This window comes from Pseudomonas sp. JV414 (genome assembly GCF_032424305.1).
GTDB classification, from domain to species: domain Bacteria; phylum Pseudomonadota; class Gammaproteobacteria; order Pseudomonadales; family Pseudomonadaceae; genus Aquipseudomonas; species Aquipseudomonas lini.
Map to the genome: position 1 here is coordinate 155,078 of NZ_VYKC01000016.1, position 17,763 is coordinate 172,840.

At 60.1% G+C, this 17,763-nt stretch carries 16 protein-coding genes; 7 read left to right on the forward strand and 9 right to left on the reverse strand.

Annotation, left to right across the window (positions count from 1 at the left end; all coding sequences use genetic code 11):
* Window positions 1-56: 56 nt before the first annotated feature.
* Window positions 57-1,256, forward strand: a complete 1,200-nt coding sequence (gene fdhA, locus F6R97_RS17170) for a formaldehyde dehydrogenase, glutathione-independent (RefSeq protein ID WP_052967383.1) — start codon at window positions 57-59, stop codon at window positions 1,254-1,256.
* 350 nt (window positions 1,257-1,606) lie between these two features.
* On the forward strand, window positions 1,607-2,248 hold the full coding sequence (locus F6R97_RS17175; protein WP_315866858.1) for a DUF2780 domain-containing protein: 642 nt from the start codon (window positions 1,607-1,609) through the stop codon (window positions 2,246-2,248).
* Between the two features lies 1 nt (window position 2,249).
* On the opposite strand, the gene F6R97_RS17180 is transcribed toward F6R97_RS17175, so the two are convergent.
* Window positions 2,250-3,134: an acyltransferase gene (locus tag F6R97_RS17180; protein ID WP_315866859.1), complete on the reverse strand. Its 885-nt coding sequence runs from the start codon at window positions 3,132-3,134 to the stop codon at window positions 2,250-2,252.
* Between the two features lie 334 nt (window positions 3,135-3,468).
* Here F6R97_RS17180 and F6R97_RS17185 point away from each other — a divergent pair, with 334 nt between their 5' ends.
* From F6R97_RS17185 to creD, 4 genes are all read left to right on the forward strand, one after another.
* Window positions 3,469-3,975 (forward strand): ATP-dependent zinc protease, encoded by a 507-nt coding sequence (locus F6R97_RS17185; protein ID WP_048396384.1) that lies wholly within the window; start codon window positions 3,469-3,471, stop codon window positions 3,973-3,975.
* 59 nt (window positions 3,976-4,034) lie between these two features.
* Entirely contained in the window at window positions 4,035-4,715 is a 681-nt protein-coding gene (gene creB / locus F6R97_RS17190; protein ID WP_315866860.1) for a two-component system response regulator CreB, read from the forward strand.
* A complete protein-coding gene (gene creC / locus F6R97_RS17195) occupies window positions 4,715-6,142 on the forward strand; it encodes a two-component system sensor histidine kinase CreC (RefSeq protein WP_038981152.1) in 1,428 nt (475 codons plus the stop codon). The genes creB and creC overlap by 1 nt, the downstream gene beginning before the upstream one ends.
* A 159-nt stretch (window positions 6,143-6,301) precedes the next feature.
* On the forward strand, window positions 6,302-7,672 hold the full coding sequence (gene creD / locus F6R97_RS17200; RefSeq protein ID WP_038981155.1) for a cell envelope integrity protein CreD: 1,371 nt from the start codon (window positions 6,302-6,304) through the stop codon (window positions 7,670-7,672).
* 181 nt (window positions 7,673-7,853) lie between these two features.
* On the opposite strand, the gene F6R97_RS17205 is transcribed toward creD, so the two are convergent.
* The 8 genes from F6R97_RS17205 to F6R97_RS17240 all read right to left on the reverse strand — a co-directional run bounded on the left by F6R97_RS17205 (window position 7,854) and on the right by F6R97_RS17240 (window position 16,981).
* Window positions 7,854-8,483, reverse strand: coding sequence for a glutathione S-transferase (locus F6R97_RS17205; RefSeq protein ID WP_038983590.1), 630 nt, complete (start codon window positions 8,481-8,483; stop codon window positions 7,854-7,856).
* Between the two features lie 83 nt (window positions 8,484-8,566).
* Window positions 8,567-8,746, reverse strand: a complete 180-nt coding sequence (locus tag F6R97_RS17210) for a hypothetical protein (RefSeq protein ID WP_048396388.1) — start codon at window positions 8,744-8,746, stop codon at window positions 8,567-8,569.
* A complete protein-coding gene (locus F6R97_RS17215) occupies window positions 8,743-9,873 on the reverse strand; it encodes a PepSY-associated TM helix domain-containing protein (protein ID WP_315866861.1) in 1,131 nt (376 codons plus the stop codon). Before F6R97_RS17215 ends, F6R97_RS17210 begins: the two co-directional genes overlap by 4 nt.
* Window positions 9,874-9,945: 72 nt before the next feature.
* On the reverse strand, window positions 9,946-12,375 hold the full coding sequence (locus tag F6R97_RS17220) for a TonB-dependent siderophore receptor (RefSeq protein WP_315866862.1): 2,430 nt from the start codon (window positions 12,373-12,375) through the stop codon (window positions 9,946-9,948).
* A 221-nt stretch (window positions 12,376-12,596) separates the two neighbouring features.
* Complete coding sequence (locus tag F6R97_RS17225; protein ID WP_315866863.1) at window positions 12,597-13,571, reverse strand: FecR family protein; 975 nt, start codon at window positions 13,569-13,571, stop codon at window positions 12,597-12,599.
* Window positions 13,568-14,086 carry an RNA polymerase sigma factor gene (locus F6R97_RS17230; protein WP_038981164.1) on the reverse strand — a complete coding sequence of 173 codons (519 nt, stop codon included), beginning with the start codon at window positions 14,084-14,086 and terminating at the stop codon, window positions 13,568-13,570. The genes F6R97_RS17225 and F6R97_RS17230 overlap by 4 nt, the downstream gene beginning before the upstream one ends.
* 250 nt (window positions 14,087-14,336) lie before the next feature.
* The gene (locus F6R97_RS17235) at window positions 14,337-15,044 is read right to left on the reverse strand and encodes a PolC-type DNA polymerase III (RefSeq protein WP_048396391.1); all 708 of its coding nucleotides are present in this window, start codon (window positions 15,042-15,044) and stop codon (window positions 14,337-14,339) included.
* Complete coding sequence (locus F6R97_RS17240) at window positions 15,041-16,981, reverse strand: putative nucleotidyltransferase substrate binding domain-containing protein (protein WP_048396392.1); 1,941 nt, start codon at window positions 16,979-16,981, stop codon at window positions 15,041-15,043. Before F6R97_RS17240 ends, F6R97_RS17235 begins: the two co-directional genes overlap by 4 nt.
* Window positions 16,982-17,246: 265 nt before the next feature.
* Between F6R97_RS17240 and F6R97_RS17245 the strand changes: the two genes are divergently transcribed.
* Window positions 17,247-17,699 carry a response regulator gene (locus F6R97_RS17245; protein WP_038981170.1) on the forward strand — a complete coding sequence of 151 codons (453 nt, stop codon included), beginning with the start codon at window positions 17,247-17,249 and terminating at the stop codon, window positions 17,697-17,699.
* Window positions 17,700-17,763: the final 64 nt, after the last annotated feature.

Here is a 17,763-nt window from a genome sequence, read left to right on the forward strand (position 1 = left end):
CGCCGCCGTTCCATGGCGACGCGACCGCTACATAAAAACAACAGCGAGGTGAAAGCATGTCTGGCAATCGTGGTGTGGTGTATCTCGGCAATGGCAAAGTCGAAATACAGAAAATCGACTATCCGAAAATGCAGGACCCGCGCGGCAGGAAGATTAACCACGCCGTCATCCTGCGTGTGGTTTCCACCAACATCTGTGGTTCCGACCAGCACATGGTGCGCGGCCGTACCACTGCTCAGACCGGTCTGGTGCTCGGCCACGAGATCACCGGTGAAGTGATCGAGAAGGGCAGCGACGTCGAGAACCTGCAAATCGGCGACCTGGTGTCCGTACCGTTCAACGTAGCTTGCGGGCGCTGCCGCTCCTGTAAAGAGATGCACACTGGTGTCTGCCTCAGCGTTAACCCGGCGCGTCCGGGCGGTGCCTATGGTTATGTCGACATGGGCGACTGGACCGGTGGTCAGGCTGAGTACGCGATGGTGCCGTACGCCGACTTCAACCTGTTGAAACTGCCTGATCGCGATCGCGCGATGGAAAAAATCCGCGACCTGACCTGCCTCTCCGACATCCTGCCGACCGGTTACCACGGCGCTGTAACGGCCGGTGTTGGCCCTGGCAGCACGGTGTACATCGCGGGCGCCGGTCCGGTTGGTCTGGCGGCTGCCGCTTCCGCTCGCCTGCTGGGCGCTGCAGTGGTGATCATCGGTGACGTCAACCCGATCCGTCTGGCTCACGCCAAGGCTCAGGGTTTCGAAATTGCCGACCTGTCGACAGACACCCCACTGCACGAACAGATCGCCGCGCTGTTGGGCGAGCCTGAAGTGGATTGCGCTATCGATGCGGTGGGCTTCGAAGCCCGCGGTCACGGCCATGACGGCGTGAAACACGAAGCTCCGGCGACCGTGCTCAACTCCCTGATGGGCGTGGTTCGGGTGGCTGGCAAAATCGGTATCCCTGGCTTGTACGTGACTGAAGACCCGGGTGCTGTGGATGCAGCCGCGAAAATGGGCAGCCTGAGCATTCGCTTCGGTCTGGGCTGGGCCAAATCCCACAGCTTCCACACCGGCCAGACGCCAGTGATGAAGTACAACCGCCAGCTGATGCAGGCGATCATGTGGGATCGCATCAAGATTGCCGACATCGTGGGTGTTGAAGTCATCAGCCTGGATGACGCTCCACGTGGTTATGGCGAGTTCGATGCGGGCGTGCCGAAGAAGTTTGTGATCGATCCGCACAAGTTGTTCAGCGCGGCGTAAGGCTTCACGCAAAGCAAAACGGCGACCCTCGGGTCGCCGTTTTTTTATGCGTCACACTAAACCTGTGGCGAGGGGGCTTGCCCCCGTTCGGCGGCGCAGCCGTCGTTAATCCAGACACCACATTTTGTCTGACACAACGGGGCGGTGCGGCGTTCCGACAAGCCCCCTCGCCACAAAAGTCGCCTCACTTCTTCCTCCAGATCCGGGTGCCTGTATGCCATTCATCGCGTGAGTCCGGAGTTTCACGTTTCATAGAGGTGACGGGGGAACATGCCGACGGATGTCCGGTCAAATCGGCAGTTTTTCCGCCTCGTTACCGGGCGGTTTTCATGCCACTAGAGGATGTCTGGATGAACGTTTCACGCGGTTTTGCACTGGCATCACTCATGGCTGTCGCTTCGTTTACGACGCTGGCTGCCAGCCCGGCCTTTGCACAGTTCAGTCTCGTTGATGCGGCCAAAGCGGTTTCGGCGATGCAGGGCGACGAAGGCGTCGAGGGCGATGATGATGATGATGATGATGATGATGATGATGATGATGATGCCGATGGCATCGTGGCGGCGGCGCCCAAGGCGGCCGGTTTGCTCAATACCTTGGGCTCGCAGCTCGACATCACCCCGGAACAGGCCATCGGCGGCGCCGGTGCGATGCTGGGGCTGGCCAGGAATCAACTCAGCGGCGAAGACTTCTCCGAGCTGAGTAAAAACGTGCCGGGCCTCAGTCAAATCGCTGGCAACAGTGCCATCGGTGGCCTGAACGGTCTGGGCGGGTTGCTCGGCGCGGGGTCGGACAAGAATGCGTTGCTCGATGGCTTGCTGGGTAACGTCAAGGACACCAATGACCTGAACAACGCCTTCAGTGCCCTGGGCATGGACACCGGGATGATCGGCCTGTTTGCCCCGGTGATTCTGCAGTACCTCGGCCAGCAAGGTGTTGCCGGTTCGTTGCTGCAAAATCTCGGCGGGATCTGGGGCGCAGGCACCGGTAGCTGAGTCAGCCCTCGGCGCGTAGCTCCTTGATGCGCCGATCCTTCTCGATCCAGAGCTGGTTCACCCAGTTCTGGATTGTTTCGCGAAACGCCGCATCGTTTTCGTAATCGCCTTGCCACAGCGCCGGGTCCAGTTCGCGGGTCTGGATATCGATGATCACCCTCGGCACGTTGCCGCTGATCAAATCCCAGAACCCTGGAATCTTCTGCTGTGGATACACCACTGTCACATCGAGAACGGCATCCAGCTGCTCACCCATCGCCGCCAGCACAAAAGCCACGCCGCCAGCCTTGGGCTTGAGCAGGTGGGTGAACGGTGACTGCTGCTGGGCGCTTTTCGCCGAGGTGTATCGAGTGCCTTCCAGATAATTGACCACCGTCACTGGCTGACGCTTGTACAACTCGCAGGCTTCTTTAGTGATCTCCAGATCCTTGCCGGCCAGCTCCGGGTTTTTGGCGAGGAATGCCTTGGTGTATCGCTTCATGAACGGATAGTCCAACGCCCACCAGGCCAGACCCAGGAATGGCACCCAGATCAGTTCTTTCTTGAGGAAGAATTTGAAGAACGGCGTGCGCCGGTTAAGCGTCTGGATCAGTGCCGGAATATCGACCCAGGATTGATGGTTGCCGATCACCAGATACGAGGTGTCGCGGCGCAAATCATCGCCGCCGCGAATGTCCCATTGAGTGGGAATGCACAGCCGGAAGATCAGTTTGTCGATTTCGGCCCAGGTTTCGGCAATCCACATCACCGTCCAGGAGGCGTAATCGCGAAAGCGCCCGGTCAGGAGCAGTTTCAGCAGGGCGAACACCATCAAAGGCCCGAACAGCACCAGGGTGTTAAGCAACAGCAGCAGGGTAACGAAACAGCCGGTGAGCAGGCGGCGCATAAGTAACTCTTGAAAGCGTTTGGGCGCGCCATGATAAGCAGCTTCGCATGGCAGGCCAAATCGGTGGTGACGAATGTTTCACGTTTGTCTGGTTATGCTTCCAGCGTTATGAGTTCTCTGTGGCGAGGGGGCTTGCCCCCGTTGGAGGCCGAAGGACTCCCAAAACCAGGCCCTGCGATTTTTCAGGTACACCATATAGACCGTTTTACGACTGCTGCGCAGCCGAACGGGGGCAAGCCCCCTCGCCACAAAGGTGTGAGGCGGACCAACTATCGTTGTTTTTTACGGTCTAGAATTCGGCCATGCCTCCACATTCCCTAAGGAAGCCCCCTACGTGAAATCTCTCCTTGCACTGCTTTCCCTCGTGGCCCTTCCAGTCCTGGCCGCCGAGCCGACCCTGTACGGGCGTTATGAATACATCGCGCTGCCGGAAATCGGCGGCGAAGTCCTCAAGGCCAAAATGGACACCGGCGCCCTGACCGCGTCGCTGTCGGCCAAAGACATCGAAACCTTCACCCGCGATGGCGACGAGTGGGTGCGCTTCCGCCTCGCCACCAAAGGCGCCAGCAACGAGGTCTACGAGCACAAGGTCGCGCGGATCAGCAAGATCAAGACCCGTTCCGAAGAAGACGACGATGACAAGGAAGCAATCGAACCCACCAAGCGGCCAGTGGTCGATCTGGAACTGTGCCTGGGCAACGTCAAGCGCACCGTTGAAGTCAACCTCACCGACCGCAGCAGCTTCAATTACCCGCTGCTGATCGGCGCCAAAGCCCTGCGTGAATTCGGTGCAGCGGTGAACCCGGCACGGCGTTTTACGGCAGACAAACCCGACTGCTGATTGACGGCGAATCAGCCTTGGGGCACCGTTCGCCCACTTAACTAGCGGGCTCGGACGCCATGCCTCATATCCTGATTGTCGAAGACGAAGCGGCGATTGCCGATACCCTGATTTTCGCCTTGCAGGGCGAGGGCTTTACCACCACTTGGTTGAGCCTTGGCGCGGCGACGCTCGCACATCAGCGCGCCACGCCGGCCGACCTGATCATTCTCGATATCGGCCTGCCAGACATCAGCGGCTTCGAGACCTGCAAGCAATTGCGGCGTTTCAGCGAAGTGCCGGTGATCTTTCTCAGCGCCCGTGACGCAGAGATCGACCGCGTGGTCGGTCTGGAGATCGGCGCCGACGACTACGTCGTCAAACCGTTCAGCCCCCGGGAAGTGGCGGCGCGGGTCCGGGCGATTCTCAAGCGCATGGCGCCACGACCGGTGGCGGAGGCGGCGTCAGCGCTGTTTCGCATCGACAGTGAACGGGTGCAGATCAGCTATCGCAGCCAGCCCCTGAGCCTGACTCGCCATGAGTTTCGTTTGCTGCAATGCCTGCTGGAACAGCCTGAGCGAGTCTTCAGCCGCGAGCAATTGCTCGATGCGCTGGGCGTGGCCGCCGATGCCGGCTACGAGCGCAGCATCGACAGCCACATCAAGAGCGTGCGCGCCAAATTGCGCCAGGTGAAGGCCGACGCCGAGCCGATCCAGACCCATCGTGGCCTCGGTTACAGCTATAGCCCGGGACATAGCTGATGCCACTGGGGATCCGGATTTTTCTGGTCTACGTGCTGTTCATCGGCCTGACCGGCTACTTCGTGCTCAACACCGTGATGGAAGAAATCCGCCCTGGCGTGCGCCAGTCCACCGAAGAAACCCTGGTGGACACCGCCAACCTGATGGCCGAGATCCTGCGCGACGACTTCAAGGCCGGCACCCTCAGCCAGAACCGCTGGCCCGAGTTGCTCAAGGCTTACGGTGAACGGCAACCGAAGGCGAAAATCTGGGGAATGCCGAAGAATCAGGTCAACCACCGGATTTACGTCACCGATGCCAAGGGCATTGTGGTGCTGGATTCCAGCGGCATCGCGGTGGGCCAGGACTACTCACGCTGGAACGACGTTTACCTGACCTTGCGCGGCGAGTACGGCGCTCGTTCGACGCGCAGCAACCCGGATGATTCGAACTCGTCGGTGATGCACGTCGGTGCGCCGATTCGTGACAACGGTCAGATTATCGGTGTGGTGACAGTGGCCAAACCCAACAGCTCGCTGCAGCCTTACGTTGATCGCACCGAGCGGCGATTGCTGATTTATGGTGCCGGGCTGATTGGCCTCGGTTTGCTGTTCGGTGCGCTGTTGTCGTGGTGGTTGAGCGCGGCACTGCGGCGGTTGACGGCGTATGCCCAGGCAGTCAGCGAAGGCCGGCGGGTCGAGGTGCCGCATTATCGTGGCGGCGAACTGGAGCAACTGGCCACGGCGGTGGAGCAGATGCGCACCCAGCTTGAAGGCAAAGCCTACGTCGAGCGTTATGTGCACACCCTGACCCATGAATTGAAAAGCCCGCTGGCGGCGATTCGTGGTGCGGCGGAACTACTGCAAGGCGAGATGCCGCTGGCTCAGCAGCAGCGATTCGTCAGCAACATCGACAGCGAAAGTGCGCGCATGCAGCAGTTGATCGAACGGCTGTTGAACCTCGCGCAGGTGGAACAGCGCCAAGGGCTGGAAGAGCGGGTGGCCGTGCCGTTGGCGGATCTGGTAGATGAGCTGTTGAGCGCGCAGGCTGCGCGAATCGAAGGCAAGCAGTTGCATGTGGAACTGCACATTGCAGCGGATCTGAATCTGCTCGGCGAACCGTTTCTGTTGCGTCAGGCGCTGGGCAATCTGCTGGAGAATGCCTTGGACTTCACCCCGGCTCGAGGCGTGCTGCGCTTGCGCGCCGAACGAGTCGGTGAGCAGATTGAGTTCAGGCTGTTCAACCAGGCCGAGGCGATTCCCGACTATGCATTGCCGCGCTTGAGCGAGCGTTTCTACTCACTACCGCGTCCGGACAGTGGGCGTAAAAGTACGGGGTTGGGGCTTAACTTCGTTGAAGAAGTGGTTAAGTTGCATGGCGGGGCGATGAGTATCGGTAATGTCGAGGGCGGTGTTGAAGTAAGTCTGCGTTTGCCTGCAGACCGCTAAAGATCGCAGCCTTCGGCAGCTCCTACAGGAGTCCGCGCTCGGCGTAGGAGCTGCCGTAGGCTGCGATCTTTTTTAAACTCCACACACTCTCCACATTCCCCCCATAAAACTCCCACACACCGACTCCAGACTTTCCCCATCCAAACAGGGAGAGTCCCCATGAACCGTAGCCTGACCCTAAAACTCGGGGCGATTGCCCTTTTGATTCTATTGCTGCTGATCCCGTTGCTGATGATCAACGGCGTGATCCAGGATCGGCAACAACTGCGCGACGGTGTGCTCGAAGACATCGCCCGCAGTTCCAGCTACAGCCAGCAACTGAGCGGTCCGCTGATGGTGGTGCCCTATCGCAAAACGGTACGCACCTGGAAAACCAACGAAAAAACCAACCAGCGTTATCAGGACGTCGGAGAGGAACGCGGGCGTTTGTATTTCCTGCCGGAGCGCTTCGAACTGGACGGCCAGGTCCAGACCGAACTGCGCGCCCGGGGTATCTACGAGGCACGGCTGTTTCATGCCGACAACCGCATCAGCGGGCATTTCTCGGTCCCGGCGCAACTGGGCATCAAGGAGGACTTCGCCGATTACCGCTTCGATCAACCGTTCCTGGCCGTTGGCATCAGCGACATTCGCGGCATTGAGAATGCATTGAAACTCGAACTCAATGGCCAGAGCCTGGACTTTGTACCTGGTAGCCAGGTGGGCTGGTTGGGCGAGGGTGTGCACGTGACGCTGCCGGCCCTGAACACCCAACAGGCTACGGAACTGGCCTTCGGTTTCGACTTGCGCCTGCAAGGCACCGGCCAGTTGCAGATTCTCCCGGTGGGCAAGACCAGCAAGGTTTCACTGGCCGCCAATTGGCCTCATCCCAGCTTCATCGGCAACTACCTGCCGGCCCAGCGTGAAATCACCGATCAGGGTTTCACCGCCAATTGGCAAACCTCGTTTTTCTCCACCAACCTGCAAGAGGCGTTGAACAGTTGCGTGTCTGGCGGCCAGTGCGAGGCGTTCAGCGGTCGCAGCTTCGGCGTGAGTTTCATCGACCCGGTGGACCAGTACCTGAAAAGCGACCGGGCAATTAAATACGCGCTGCTGTTCATCGTCCTGACCTTCGCCGGTTTCTTCCTCTTCGAAGTGCTGAAAAGCCTGGCGGTACACCCGGTGCAATATGCGCTGGTAGGCGTGGCGCTGGCGTTTTTCTACCTGTTGCTGTTGTCGCTGTCCGAGCACATTGGCTTTGCCTTGGCATATCTGCTGTCGGCGAGTGGTTGTGTGCTGTTGATCGGCTTCTATGTCTGCCATGTGCTGCGCAGCGTGCATCACGGCTTGAGTTTTTCGGCAGGACTGGCGGCGTTGTATGGCTTGCTCTATGGCTTGCTGAGCGCCGAGGATTACGCGCTGCTGATGGGTTCGCTGCTGCTGTTCGGTTTGCTGGGCGTGTTCATGGTGCTGACCCGCAAGCTGGACTGGTACGGGATCGGGCAGAAAACCGCGAAGCCGCTGGCCTTTGATATTGGAGCCGTGGAATGAGCCGGTCGTTGGGGTTGCGCGAGGATCAGCGGGTGGGCGAGGTGTTGGCGACACGGATTGCCGGGTTGTTTGCACTGAGATCAAAAGATCGCAGCCTGCGGCAGCTCCTACAGGAGCACGCGTTCGGCGTAGGAGCTGCCGAAGGCTGCGATCTTCTGAGGCCGGTATGGCCGACCAAAGATCAAACCTTGGGCATCGTCGCAATCATCGAAGGCCGCTGACTCACCTCAAAATACCACTCTGCCAGCTTCGGATTCTCTTTGCGCCATTCCAGATCCGGATGGCGCAGATCCAGATAACCCAAGGCACAGGCCACACTGATCGCCGCCACATCGAAATGGCTGGTCAGCTCGGCAATCGCGTCGGCCTCCAGCAACGCCAGGGCGCGACGAATCTTGTCGCGCTGACTGTCGAGCCATTCGTCCCAGTGCTTTTCCGGGGTGCGCAGGGCCACTTCATAGCGAACCATCACCGCGGCATCCATGATCCCGTCGGCCAGAGAGGCCAGGGTCAGGCGCCGCCAGCGTGCCGAGCCGTCGCGAGGGATCAGCGGATTGCCAACGTGCTGATGATCGAGATAGTCGAGGATCACCCGGCTATCGTACAACACATTGCCATCGGCCAGGCGCAGGGCTGGAATCTTGCCCAGCGGGTTGTCTTCGTTGAGGGCCAGATCCGGGCTGACCGGCGTGAGCTGGCTGGCTTGCAGCGCCACGCGGTTCGTTTGACCGGTTTCGTGCAGCAGCACCATGACTTTGCGAACGAAGGGTGATGCGGGGTTGTGGAACAAGGTCATGCTGGGGACGGACATGGCGACGATCTCGATCATGGGCAGTGTCGGCAGCATAGCGCGTTGACCCGATAGCTCAAGATGGCTTTAACCCTTGTAGGTTTTTAGTGGCGTTGCAGAAATCCGCGCAAGGCGAGGACCGCGGGGATCCCCAAGCCAAGCCAGCTCAATGCGTCCCAAACGCCATCGCCCAGCAACGCGGCAAACAGCCCCGCGGCGCTGAGCAGGGCGATGACGGTGGGCGTGGCGAAGACCTTCCAGAAACTCGACTGTCTCGGTCTCATGCCGGACTCTCCGCGTTTTCGAGTATAGGTTTCGCGACCTTGCGCCGCACTACCCACAAATAAACCCCACTGCCGAGCACGATGATGGTCAGCACATCGAGGGTCGCCCAGAGGATTTTCATCGGCATGCCGCCGTAATCACCGAAGTGCAGCGGCTGCGACATGCCCATGGCGTCCATGTACCACGGCCGTTCGGCCATCGCCGTGACTTGCAGAGTGCTCGCGTCGATCAGCACCGGCGTCAGCAGGTGCGAGGTCAGGTGGGTGCTGCCTTTCATGAACACTGCGTAATGGTGTTCGCTGGAAAACCGCGTGCCGGGGAAGGCGATGAAATCGGGCTGCATGCCCGGCGCGACTTCTTTGGCGATGTCGAGTAAGCGGGTCGCAGGCGCCAATTGACTCAGCGGTGGCGCATCGCGGTAAGGCGCGATCATCGCGCTCAGGCTGTCGTTGCGCCACGCGGCGATCAGCAAGTCGGCGCAGGCGCTGATCACACCTGTGACGCCGACCACCAGCGCCCAGGTCAGCGTCACCACGCCGATCAGGTTATGCAGGTCAAGCCAGCGCAGGCGGGTGGATTTGTCGTGGCGCACGGTGGCGAACTTCAAACGCCGCATGAACGGCAGGTACAGCACCGTTCCGGAAACAATCGCCAGCACAAACAGAATCCCCATGAACGCCAGCAACAACTTGCCCGGCAGGCCGGCGAACATGTCCACGTGCAAACGCAACATGACCATCATCAGCCCGCCATTGGCCGATGGCATCTCCAATGCTTCGCCGGTGCGGGCGTCGAGCATGAAAGTGTGGGACGAGTTCGGCTCGGTGCCGGCGGTGGGCGCCATGATTGTGATCACGCCGTTGGGGTCTTCTTCGTCGTAGCCGAAATACTGCATGACCTCGCCAGGACGATGCTTTTCAGCCGCTTGCACCAACTGCTGCAAATTCAGCTGCGGGGTATCGGCCGGCATCGATTTCAACTCGGCGGCATCGCCCAGCAGATGGTCGATCTCGTGGTGGAAGATCAACGGCAGGCCGGTCAGCGCCAGCATCAGCAGGAATGCCGTGCAGATCAGGCTGGTCCAGGTATGGATGCAGGACCAGCGGCGGATGGTTTTGCTTTTCATTTCATGGCCTTCAGAAAGACCAAAGCCGTCCTCGAAGGACGGCCTGGTCGTGGCGCGTGTCAGTTCAGGCGATTACCACTTGTACGTAGCGCTGGCGACGACGCTGCGTTGGTCGCCGTAGTAGCAGTAGAAGCCGTCGCAAGTGGAGATGTAGTCCTTGTCGAACAGGTTGGTGGCATTCAGTGCCAGTGATGCACCTTTCAGACTGTTATCCAGACGCCCCAAGTCGTAATGGACCGCCGCGTCGAACACCGTGTAGGCATCAGCCTTGCCCAGCCAGGTGTTGCCCTGGTCGCCATAAGTATTGCCGGTGTAGCGTGCGCCGGCACCGATGCCGAAACCATCCAGCACACCGTTGTGCCAGGTGTAATCGGCCCACAGCGACGCTTGCTGGTTAGGCATCAGTTGCAGGCGATTGCCCTTGAAGTCACCCTTTTGCACTTCGGACTTGGCCAGGGTGTAGGCGGCGATGACTTTCAGGTTGTCGGTGACGTCGGAAACGGCTTCCAACTCCAGGCCTTTGACCTTCACTTCGCCGGTCTGGCTGGTAATCGAGACGTTGTCCGAGTTGGTCGTGGTGACGGAGACGTTTTTCTGAGTCAGGTCATAGACCGCAGCCGTCAGCAGGGTGTTGCTGCCCGGCGGTTGGTACTTGATACCCAGTTCCCACTGCTTGCCTTCAGTCGGCTTGAACGACTCGGTCGGCGATGCCGTGGCTTTGCTGGTCGGCTGGAACGACTCGGCGTAGGACAGGTAGGGCACGAAGCCCGAGTCGAACACATAGCTGATCGCTGCGTTGCCGCTGAATTTCTTGTCCCGTTCGGTGTTGGTGGCATCACCCTTGTTGAAGAATTGGGTGCCCGTGTGGATCCAGTCCTCACGACCACCGAGGGTCAGACGCCATTGGTCGAGGGCCATTTGGTCCTGGACGTACAAGCCGGTCTGGTAGGTCTTCTGGTCATAGTCATAGAACGCCGTCGAGCGTGACGGGCGAACGATTGGCTGGCCATAGATCGGGTTGTTGACGTTGGTGGTCAGGCCGTCCCCGAAGATCGAGGTGTAGTTGGTGTTGGTGCGCTGGTGATCGAGGCCGATCAACAGGGTGTGACGGATGTCGCCGGTCGCGAAGTCGCCCTGGAAGTTGTTGTCCACGGCAAACTGGCTGATGTCCTCGTCGACACTGGTGCTCGAGCGGCCAACGTTGCCCTCGGCATCGACCTGGGTGAACGGGTAGGCGCCGGGGGTAAGAGCCTGGAAGGACAGGTCCGTTTTGGTGTACCGCAGGTTCTGCTTGAACTGCCAGACATCATTCAAACGATGTTCAAAGGCGTAACCCAGTGCGTAGTAGGTACGGTCGTAGAATTCCCAGTCCGGGTCGCCGAGGTTCTTGTGATGGGAAATCTTGCCGAGTGGCGAATGGATCCTGGTGCCTTGCACAGGCAGGAACTGGCTGGTGATGCCGGTATCGTCGCGGGTGAATTGCGTCAGCAGGGTGAATTTGGTGTCTTCGTCGATGTTCCAGGTCAGGCTCGGCGCGATGTTGTAGCGCTTGTTGTCGACGTGGTCGATTTGCGTGCCGCTGTCGCGTACCACACCGCTCAAACCGTAGAGGAACTGGCCTTCGTCGTCGATCTTGCCGGTGCTGGCGAAGTTGATCTGGCGATGATTGTCGCTGCCATATTGCACCTGGATTTCGTTGCTCGATTCGGCGCTGGGGCGACGGCTGACCATGTCCAGCAAGCCGCCTGGCGGGGTCTGGCCGTAAACCGATGAGGCCGGGCCGCGCAGCAGGGCGAGGCGATCGAGGTTCCAGGTTTCCTGTTTCGGGTTGGCGTAAACGCCTCTCGGCAGGGGCAGACCATCCAGAAACTGGGTCGGCTCGAAACCGCGTACCCGCAGCCAGTCGTCTCGAGTATCACTGCCGTAGCTGCTGGCGACGATGCCAGGCATATAGCGCACGGCGTCATCGAGGTTTTGCACACCGCGATCTTCCATTTGCTGGCGGGTGGCGACGGAAATCGAACGCGGCGCTTCGACCAGCGCGGTGTCGGTCTTGGTGCCAGCGGCGGTGCGCGTGGCAACGTAACCTTCTACCGGGCCCCAGGCGCTTTCAATATTTCCCGCGCCGATGATTGCAGTTTCCGGCAAGGCCATTACGCCCTCGGGCACTGCCACCAGGCTGTAAGTGCCGGCGCTGCTCTGTTCCAGTTGCAGACCGGTGCCGCGCAAGGCTTCACGCAGGGCGCCGGCGGCGTCGAACTGGCCCTTCACCGGGGCCGAGGTCTTGCCCGCTGCCAGCGACGGATTCAACGACAGCGCCAGGCCGGCCTGGCTGGCGATCTGGTTCAGGGTGCTGGCCAATGGCGCAGCCGGCAGGTCGTAGGCGCGAACGCTGGACGCCTGTTCGGCGGCCATCAGTGGACCGCTGGCCAAAGGGGCGCAAAGGGCAATGGCGACCGCCAGCAAACGGGGGCGCAACACGGTGTCTAGCGAACGGGACATACAGCGGCTCCTGAATGGAAATATTTCTCAATTGCCTAGGTGCCGGACGAGAATCAAAAAGTGATAGGGCTAGATGAAAATAATTTCGATTTATCAATTGCGGTGAGGCGCGGGCAAGCCACGCTCCCACAGGTTTTGGGTCGAGCGGGAGTTCTTTGAACGACACAAAACCTGTGGGAGCGGGCTTGCCCGCGAAGGCGGCGGATCAGGCGCAGCACCTTTTAGGGCTTGGTCTCAGACTTCGCCGCGACCGTTATCCACCATGGCGTGTGCTGCTCAATCTGCACCGGCAGGGTCGGTAAAAGTGCGCTCAGCGCCTTGTCGGTATCGTTCAGGGGGAAGCTGCCGGTGATGCGCAGATCGGCGACTGCCGGTGTGACGCCAAGATGCCCACGACAATAGCGGCCGAGCTCCTGGACCAGATCCTCCAGCCGCGCGTTGTCCACCACTAGCATGCCGCGAGTCCAGGCATCGGCTCCGAGATTGAGGGCGATGATCGGGCCCAGGCCATTGCTGCGCATCAGCACTTGCTGGCCTTCGCGCAGGATCTGTTCCTCGGGGCTCGATTCGGGATGGGCGGCGACCGCGGATTTCAATACGCTCAGGCGCGTGCCTTCTTCTTCACGCTTGACCAGGAATCGCGTCCCGAGTGCGCGCATGCTGCCTTCGCGGGTCTCGACAATAAACGGCCGGGCATCGCCATGGCCGGTTTCGACGAGGATTTCCCCTTCCTGAAGGACGATCAGACGCTGCTTCTCGTCGAAGCGCACATCCACTGCGCTGTGGGTGTTGAGGTTGATCAGTGTGCCGTCGGTCAGGCGCAGGGTGCGTTGCTCGCCGGTAGCGGTGCGCTGGTCGGCCAGCCAATAGTCGATGGGCAGATAACGATCACCGGCGAACAGCGCCAAGCCGATCACCGCCACGACGCTGGCCAGGCCGCTGCCAAGCTTGCGCACCCGGCGCCGGATGCTTTCACGCGATTGCAGCAAGGCTGTGCGGGCCGGGCCGTTGGCGACGCTGAAACGCTGGTCGAGCATGCCCAACTGACGCCAGGCGCGGGCGTGTTCTTCGTGGGCAGCGTGCCATTTGGCGAACTCTTCGCGCTCCACCGCGTTGCCGGAATCCAGCGACAGTTGCCAGGCAATCGCGGCATCCAGCACCTGCGCCGACACGGGTTTGGAACTGACCGGGCTCATACCGGCTCACCGTACAAGGCGATGTAGCACTGACGAATGCCTTGGGCCAGGTACTGACGAACCCGCGGCACTGACACGCCCAGACGCTGAGCGATTTCGGCGTGGCCGAGGCCATCAAGACGGTTATAGAGAAACGCCGCCCGGGCCTTGCTCGAGAGCTTGCCCAGCAGGCGGTCGATGGCTTTGAGGTCTTCAAGGATCAGTTGCTGTTCTTCCACCGATGGTTGTTCGCCTTCGGGGATCAGCATCAACTCGGTGAGGTAGGCCTGTTCCAGTGCTGCACGGCGGAAATAGTCGAACAGCAGGCCCTTGGCGATCGCCACCAGAAACGCCCGGGGTTCGCGAGGTTCCTTGAATTCATCGCGGCCCAGCAAGCGCACGAAGGTGTCCTGGCTCAGGTCTTCGGCCCGTTGCGGGCAGGCCACGTTACGCCGCAGCCAAGCCAATAACCAACCGCGATGGTCGCGATACAACGCACCAACGAGCTCACTCTGGGGGCTTTGGACTGACGACACGCAACATCACCGAATGGGAAGTGTTAAGTAACGAGAATTGTTCGCGATTGTGGCAGAGGCAGGGGAGGTAAGCAATTAGCGCTGGTCGAGTGGTTTTTTACGGGGGGAATATCCAGTCAGACCGAGTTATCGTTCATCGCGGGCAAGCCACGCTCCCACAGGTTTTGTGCCGTTTGCGAAATCGGCGGACGACGAAAAACCTGTGGGAGCGTGGCTTGCCCGCGATGGAGCCCGAACAGTCACCGAAGATCTAGAACGAAGGCGCTTGCCGCCGCCGCTTCCACTGACTCAGCCGCTGCTGCAAATTCAACGGGCTATGAATCTGCTGCTGCCGCGCCCGGCTGATCAAAATCAGCATCAGCTCCGCCGTCGCCAAGGCATCGGCACTGGCGTTATGACGCTCGAAGACCTCCAGCTTGAACCAGTCGATCCACTCGTCCAGCCCGGCCTCGCGAAAATGCGCCTGTGGGCACAGCAGCGGGGCGATGTCTGCGACGTCCAGAAACGGATGCTGCAACTTGTAACCCAGATGTTCTTTCAGCGCGCGCCCCAGCATGTGCTGGTCGAACGGCGCATGAAACGCCAACACCGGACTGTCGCCGACGAACTCCATGAATTCGACCAGGGCCTGTGCTGGGTCGCTGCCGGCGGCAATGGTGCTCGGGCTCAGGCCGTGAATCAACACGCTGGGGCCGAGTTTGAGTTCGCTGCATTGCAACGTGCGTTCGAATTGCTGGCTGAAATCGATCGCCCCATCCTCGATCACCACCGCGCCGATGGATAGCAGCCGATCCTTGTTCAGGTTCAGCCCGGTAGTTTCCAGGTCGAGTACCACCCAGCGTTGCTCGCGCAGGCTGCAATCGCCCAGCTCGGCCATGGCCGGCAAGCGTTCCAGACGTTGTTGCAGTTCGCCGGGCAAAATGGGGCTGACCGGCCGCAGCCATGAAAACAGGCTCATAACTGATACCGCAGGGTCAGGCTGCTTTGCAGGCGTTGGGCCTGGCGCAGGGATTCACGCAGGATGCGTCGGTCCAGATGATTGAGGCTGTCAGGATCGACACGGTTGGAGTAGGGCAAATTCTCCCGGGTCTGTAGCTGATGTTGCTGCATGCGGGTTTGCTGGATGAAGTGATACGCCTCTTCGTACGCCGCGCCGTCCAGCCGTTCAATAACCTCTTTGTCCACCAATTGGCGAAAGCGCTCCAAGGTATTGTTGGTGTCGATGCCGTGGGCCAGGGCCAGCACTCGTGCGCCATCGACAAAAGGGGTCAAGCCCTGGAGTTTCAGGTCGAGCGTGGCCTTCTCGCCATTCTTGCGAGCCAGCACGAATTCGCGAAAACGCCCTACGGGCGGGCGGTTGCGCAGGGCGTTTTCGGCCATCATCCGCTGGAACAAGCGGTTGTCGCCGACCTGATCGAGAATGCCTTGGCGCAGTTGCTCGCAGCCACGCTCGTCGCCCCAGACCACACGCAGGTCGAAATAGATGCTCGACCCCAGCAGGTTTTCCGGTGTCGCCTCGCGGATAAACGCCGCAAAACGTCGCGCCCATTCGGCCCGGGACAAACACAGCTCGGGATTGCCGGCCATGATGTTGCCCTTGCACAGGGTGAAGCCGCACAGCGCCAGGTTTTGATTGATCTGCTGGGCGATGGGCAGCAACTTGCCGCGAATCTCGGCGGCGTGAGCCGCGTCGCGGGCTTCGAACAGAATGCCGTTGTCCTGATCGGTATGCAGCGTCTGCTCGCGGCGACCTTCGCTGCCGAAACACAACCAACTGAACGGCACGCCAGGGTCACCTTTCTCGGCGAGCACCAGTTCGATCACCCGGCACACGGTGTGGTCGTTGAGCAGGGTGATGATGTGGGTGATCTGGGTCGAGGATGCGCCGTGCGCCAGCATCCGCTCCACCAATTGGCCGATCTCGCCGCGCATCGCCACCAGGTTTTCCAGCTTCTGGGCACTGCGAATGGTCCGCGCCAGATGCACCAGATCGACCCGTTGCAGGGAAAACAGGTCACGTTCCGAGACCACGCCGCACAGACGATGATCCTTGACCAGGCAGACGTGGGCGATGTGGCGCTCGGTCATGGCGATCGCGGCGTCGAAGGCGCTGTGGTCCGGTGTCAGATAAAACGGCGCCCGGGTCATGTGCCCTTCGATGGCTTCATTGAAATCGCTGGTGCCGTTGGCCACCACATGCCGCAAGTCGCGCAGGGTGAAAATGCCCAGCGGTGCCTTTTGCTCATCGACCACCACAATGCTGCCGACTTGCTGATCGTGCATCAGCGTTACGGCTTCACGCAGCGGGGTGATCGGGCTGCAGGTCACTGGGTGACGCATGGCCAGTTCGCCCAACCGGGTATTGAGCGAGTACTGGGTGCCGAGGGTTTCCACGGCTTTTTGCTGGACTTGTTGATTGACCTGATCCAGCAAACTGCTGACGCCGCGTAGGGCAAAGTCGCGAAACGGGCTGGAAAGTGCGAACAGTTTGATGAACGCCAGCTTATTCAGCTGTAGGCAAAAGGTATCTTCGGCCGCCAGATGTTCGGTGCGGGTCGCCCGTTCCCCCAGTAGCGCGGCGAGGGGGAAACACTCGCCGGTGGTGATTTCGAAGGTGGTTTCGGTCCCGCCCTTGGCCGTGTGCGGACGTTCACCCACGACCCGGCCCTGTTTGACGATGTAGAAATGCTCAACCGGGCCATCGGCAGGTTTGATGATGCTCTCGCCGGGGGCATAAAAACGCAGCTGACATTGCTCGACCAGATAGGCCAGGTGGGCGTTTTCCATCTGATTGAACGGCGGGAAGCGCTGGAGGAATTGCAAAGTGCCCTGGATGTTCTGCAACACCGCGGTTTTCCCTGCCTGGGTGAAGGCGTCCGCTTTACTCATAACCATTACCGCAGTCTTTTTCTGATTGTTGTGTCGGATCGTTGTGTCAGATCGTTACAGGCATGGTCGGCCCCTGCGGGCAGGGTGCCCATTGGACGTAAGTCTAGGTAGGCAGTGCCGCCGCCGGAATATGGGAAATGTCTGACACAATTGCGGGAAAAACCTCCTACAGTGTCTATTGGAATACTTTCCGACGAAGTGCACATTGAAGCTTTGCTGAGCGATGTCTGACCACTGTGTCAGGGATCGAATCGAAAACGTTGAGAAAGCCATGTCCGACCACGATATTTTGAGTGATGCCGAGCGCGAAGCGCTCAGTGCCGTCATGTTGGAACCAGACTTGCCGCCGCAGCGGGTGCTGATCGTCGATGACGATAAGGACTCCAGGGAATTGCTGTCGGAAATTCTGGGACTGGACGGCATTCACTGCATGACGGCGGCCAGCGGCGAAGCGGCGCTCAAATTGCTGGAGACGAAGTCATCAATCGGGCTGGTGATTACCGACCTGCGGATGGGGCATGTCGATGGCCTGGAACTGATCCGTCAGGTGCGGGAATCGGCGCGTGCGGCGTTGCCGATCATCATCGTCTCCGGTGACGCTGATGTGAAGGATGCGATCGAAGCGATGCACCTGCACGTGGTGGACTTTCTACTCAAGCCCATCGATAGCGGCAAACTGCTTGAATTGGTCAAGCATGAGCTGGGGATGGAGTCTTTGCCGTGATCGTTCCCATGCTCCGCGTGGGAACGATCAATCTGAAGCAAAAAAGCCCCGATCTTTCGATCAG

Bases quoted from the DNA above. Each gene is read 5' to 3' on its own strand.
- fdhA (WP_052967383.1), top strand. From the start codon at position 57: ATGTCTGGCAATCGTGGTGTGGTGTATCTCGGCAATGGCAAAGTCGAA.
- F6R97_RS17175 (WP_315866858.1), top strand. From the start codon at position 1,607: ATGAACGTTTCACGCGGTTTTGCACTGGCATCACTCATGGCTGTCGCT.
- F6R97_RS17180 (WP_315866859.1), bottom strand. From the start codon at position 3,134: ATGCGCCGCCTGCTCACCGGCTGTTTCGTTACCCTGCTGCTGTTGCTT.
- creB (WP_315866860.1), top strand. From the start codon at position 4,035: ATGCCTCATATCCTGATTGTCGAAGACGAAGCGGCGATTGCCGATACC.
- creC (WP_038981152.1), top strand. From the start codon at position 4,715: ATGCCACTGGGGATCCGGATTTTTCTGGTCTACGTGCTGTTCATCGGC.
- creD (WP_038981155.1), top strand. From the start codon at position 6,302: ATGAACCGTAGCCTGACCCTAAAACTCGGGGCGATTGCCCTTTTGATT.
- F6R97_RS17205 (WP_038983590.1), bottom strand. From the start codon at position 8,483: ATGTCCGTCCCCAGCATGACCTTGTTCCACAACCCCGCATCACCCTTC.
- F6R97_RS17210 (WP_048396388.1), bottom strand. From the start codon at position 8,746: ATGAGACCGAGACAGTCGAGTTTCTGGAAGGTCTTCGCCACGCCCACC.
- F6R97_RS17215 (WP_315866861.1), bottom strand. From the start codon at position 9,873: ATGAAAAGCAAAACCATCCGCCGCTGGTCCTGCATCCATACCTGGACC.
- F6R97_RS17220 (WP_315866862.1), bottom strand. From the start codon at position 12,375: ATGTCCCGTTCGCTAGACACCGTGTTGCGCCCCCGTTTGCTGGCGGTC.
- F6R97_RS17225 (WP_315866863.1), bottom strand. From the start codon at position 13,571: ATGAGCCCGGTCAGTTCCAAACCCGTGTCGGCGCAGGTGCTGGATGCC.
- F6R97_RS17235 (WP_048396391.1), bottom strand. From the start codon at position 15,044: ATGAGCCTGTTTTCATGGCTGCGGCCGGTCAGCCCCATTTTGCCCGGC.
- F6R97_RS17240 (WP_048396392.1), bottom strand. From the start codon at position 16,981: ATGGTTATGAGTAAAGCGGACGCCTTCACCCAGGCAGGGAAAACCGCG.
- F6R97_RS17245 (WP_038981170.1), top strand. From the start codon at position 17,247: ATGTCCGACCACGATATTTTGAGTGATGCCGAGCGCGAAGCGCTCAGT.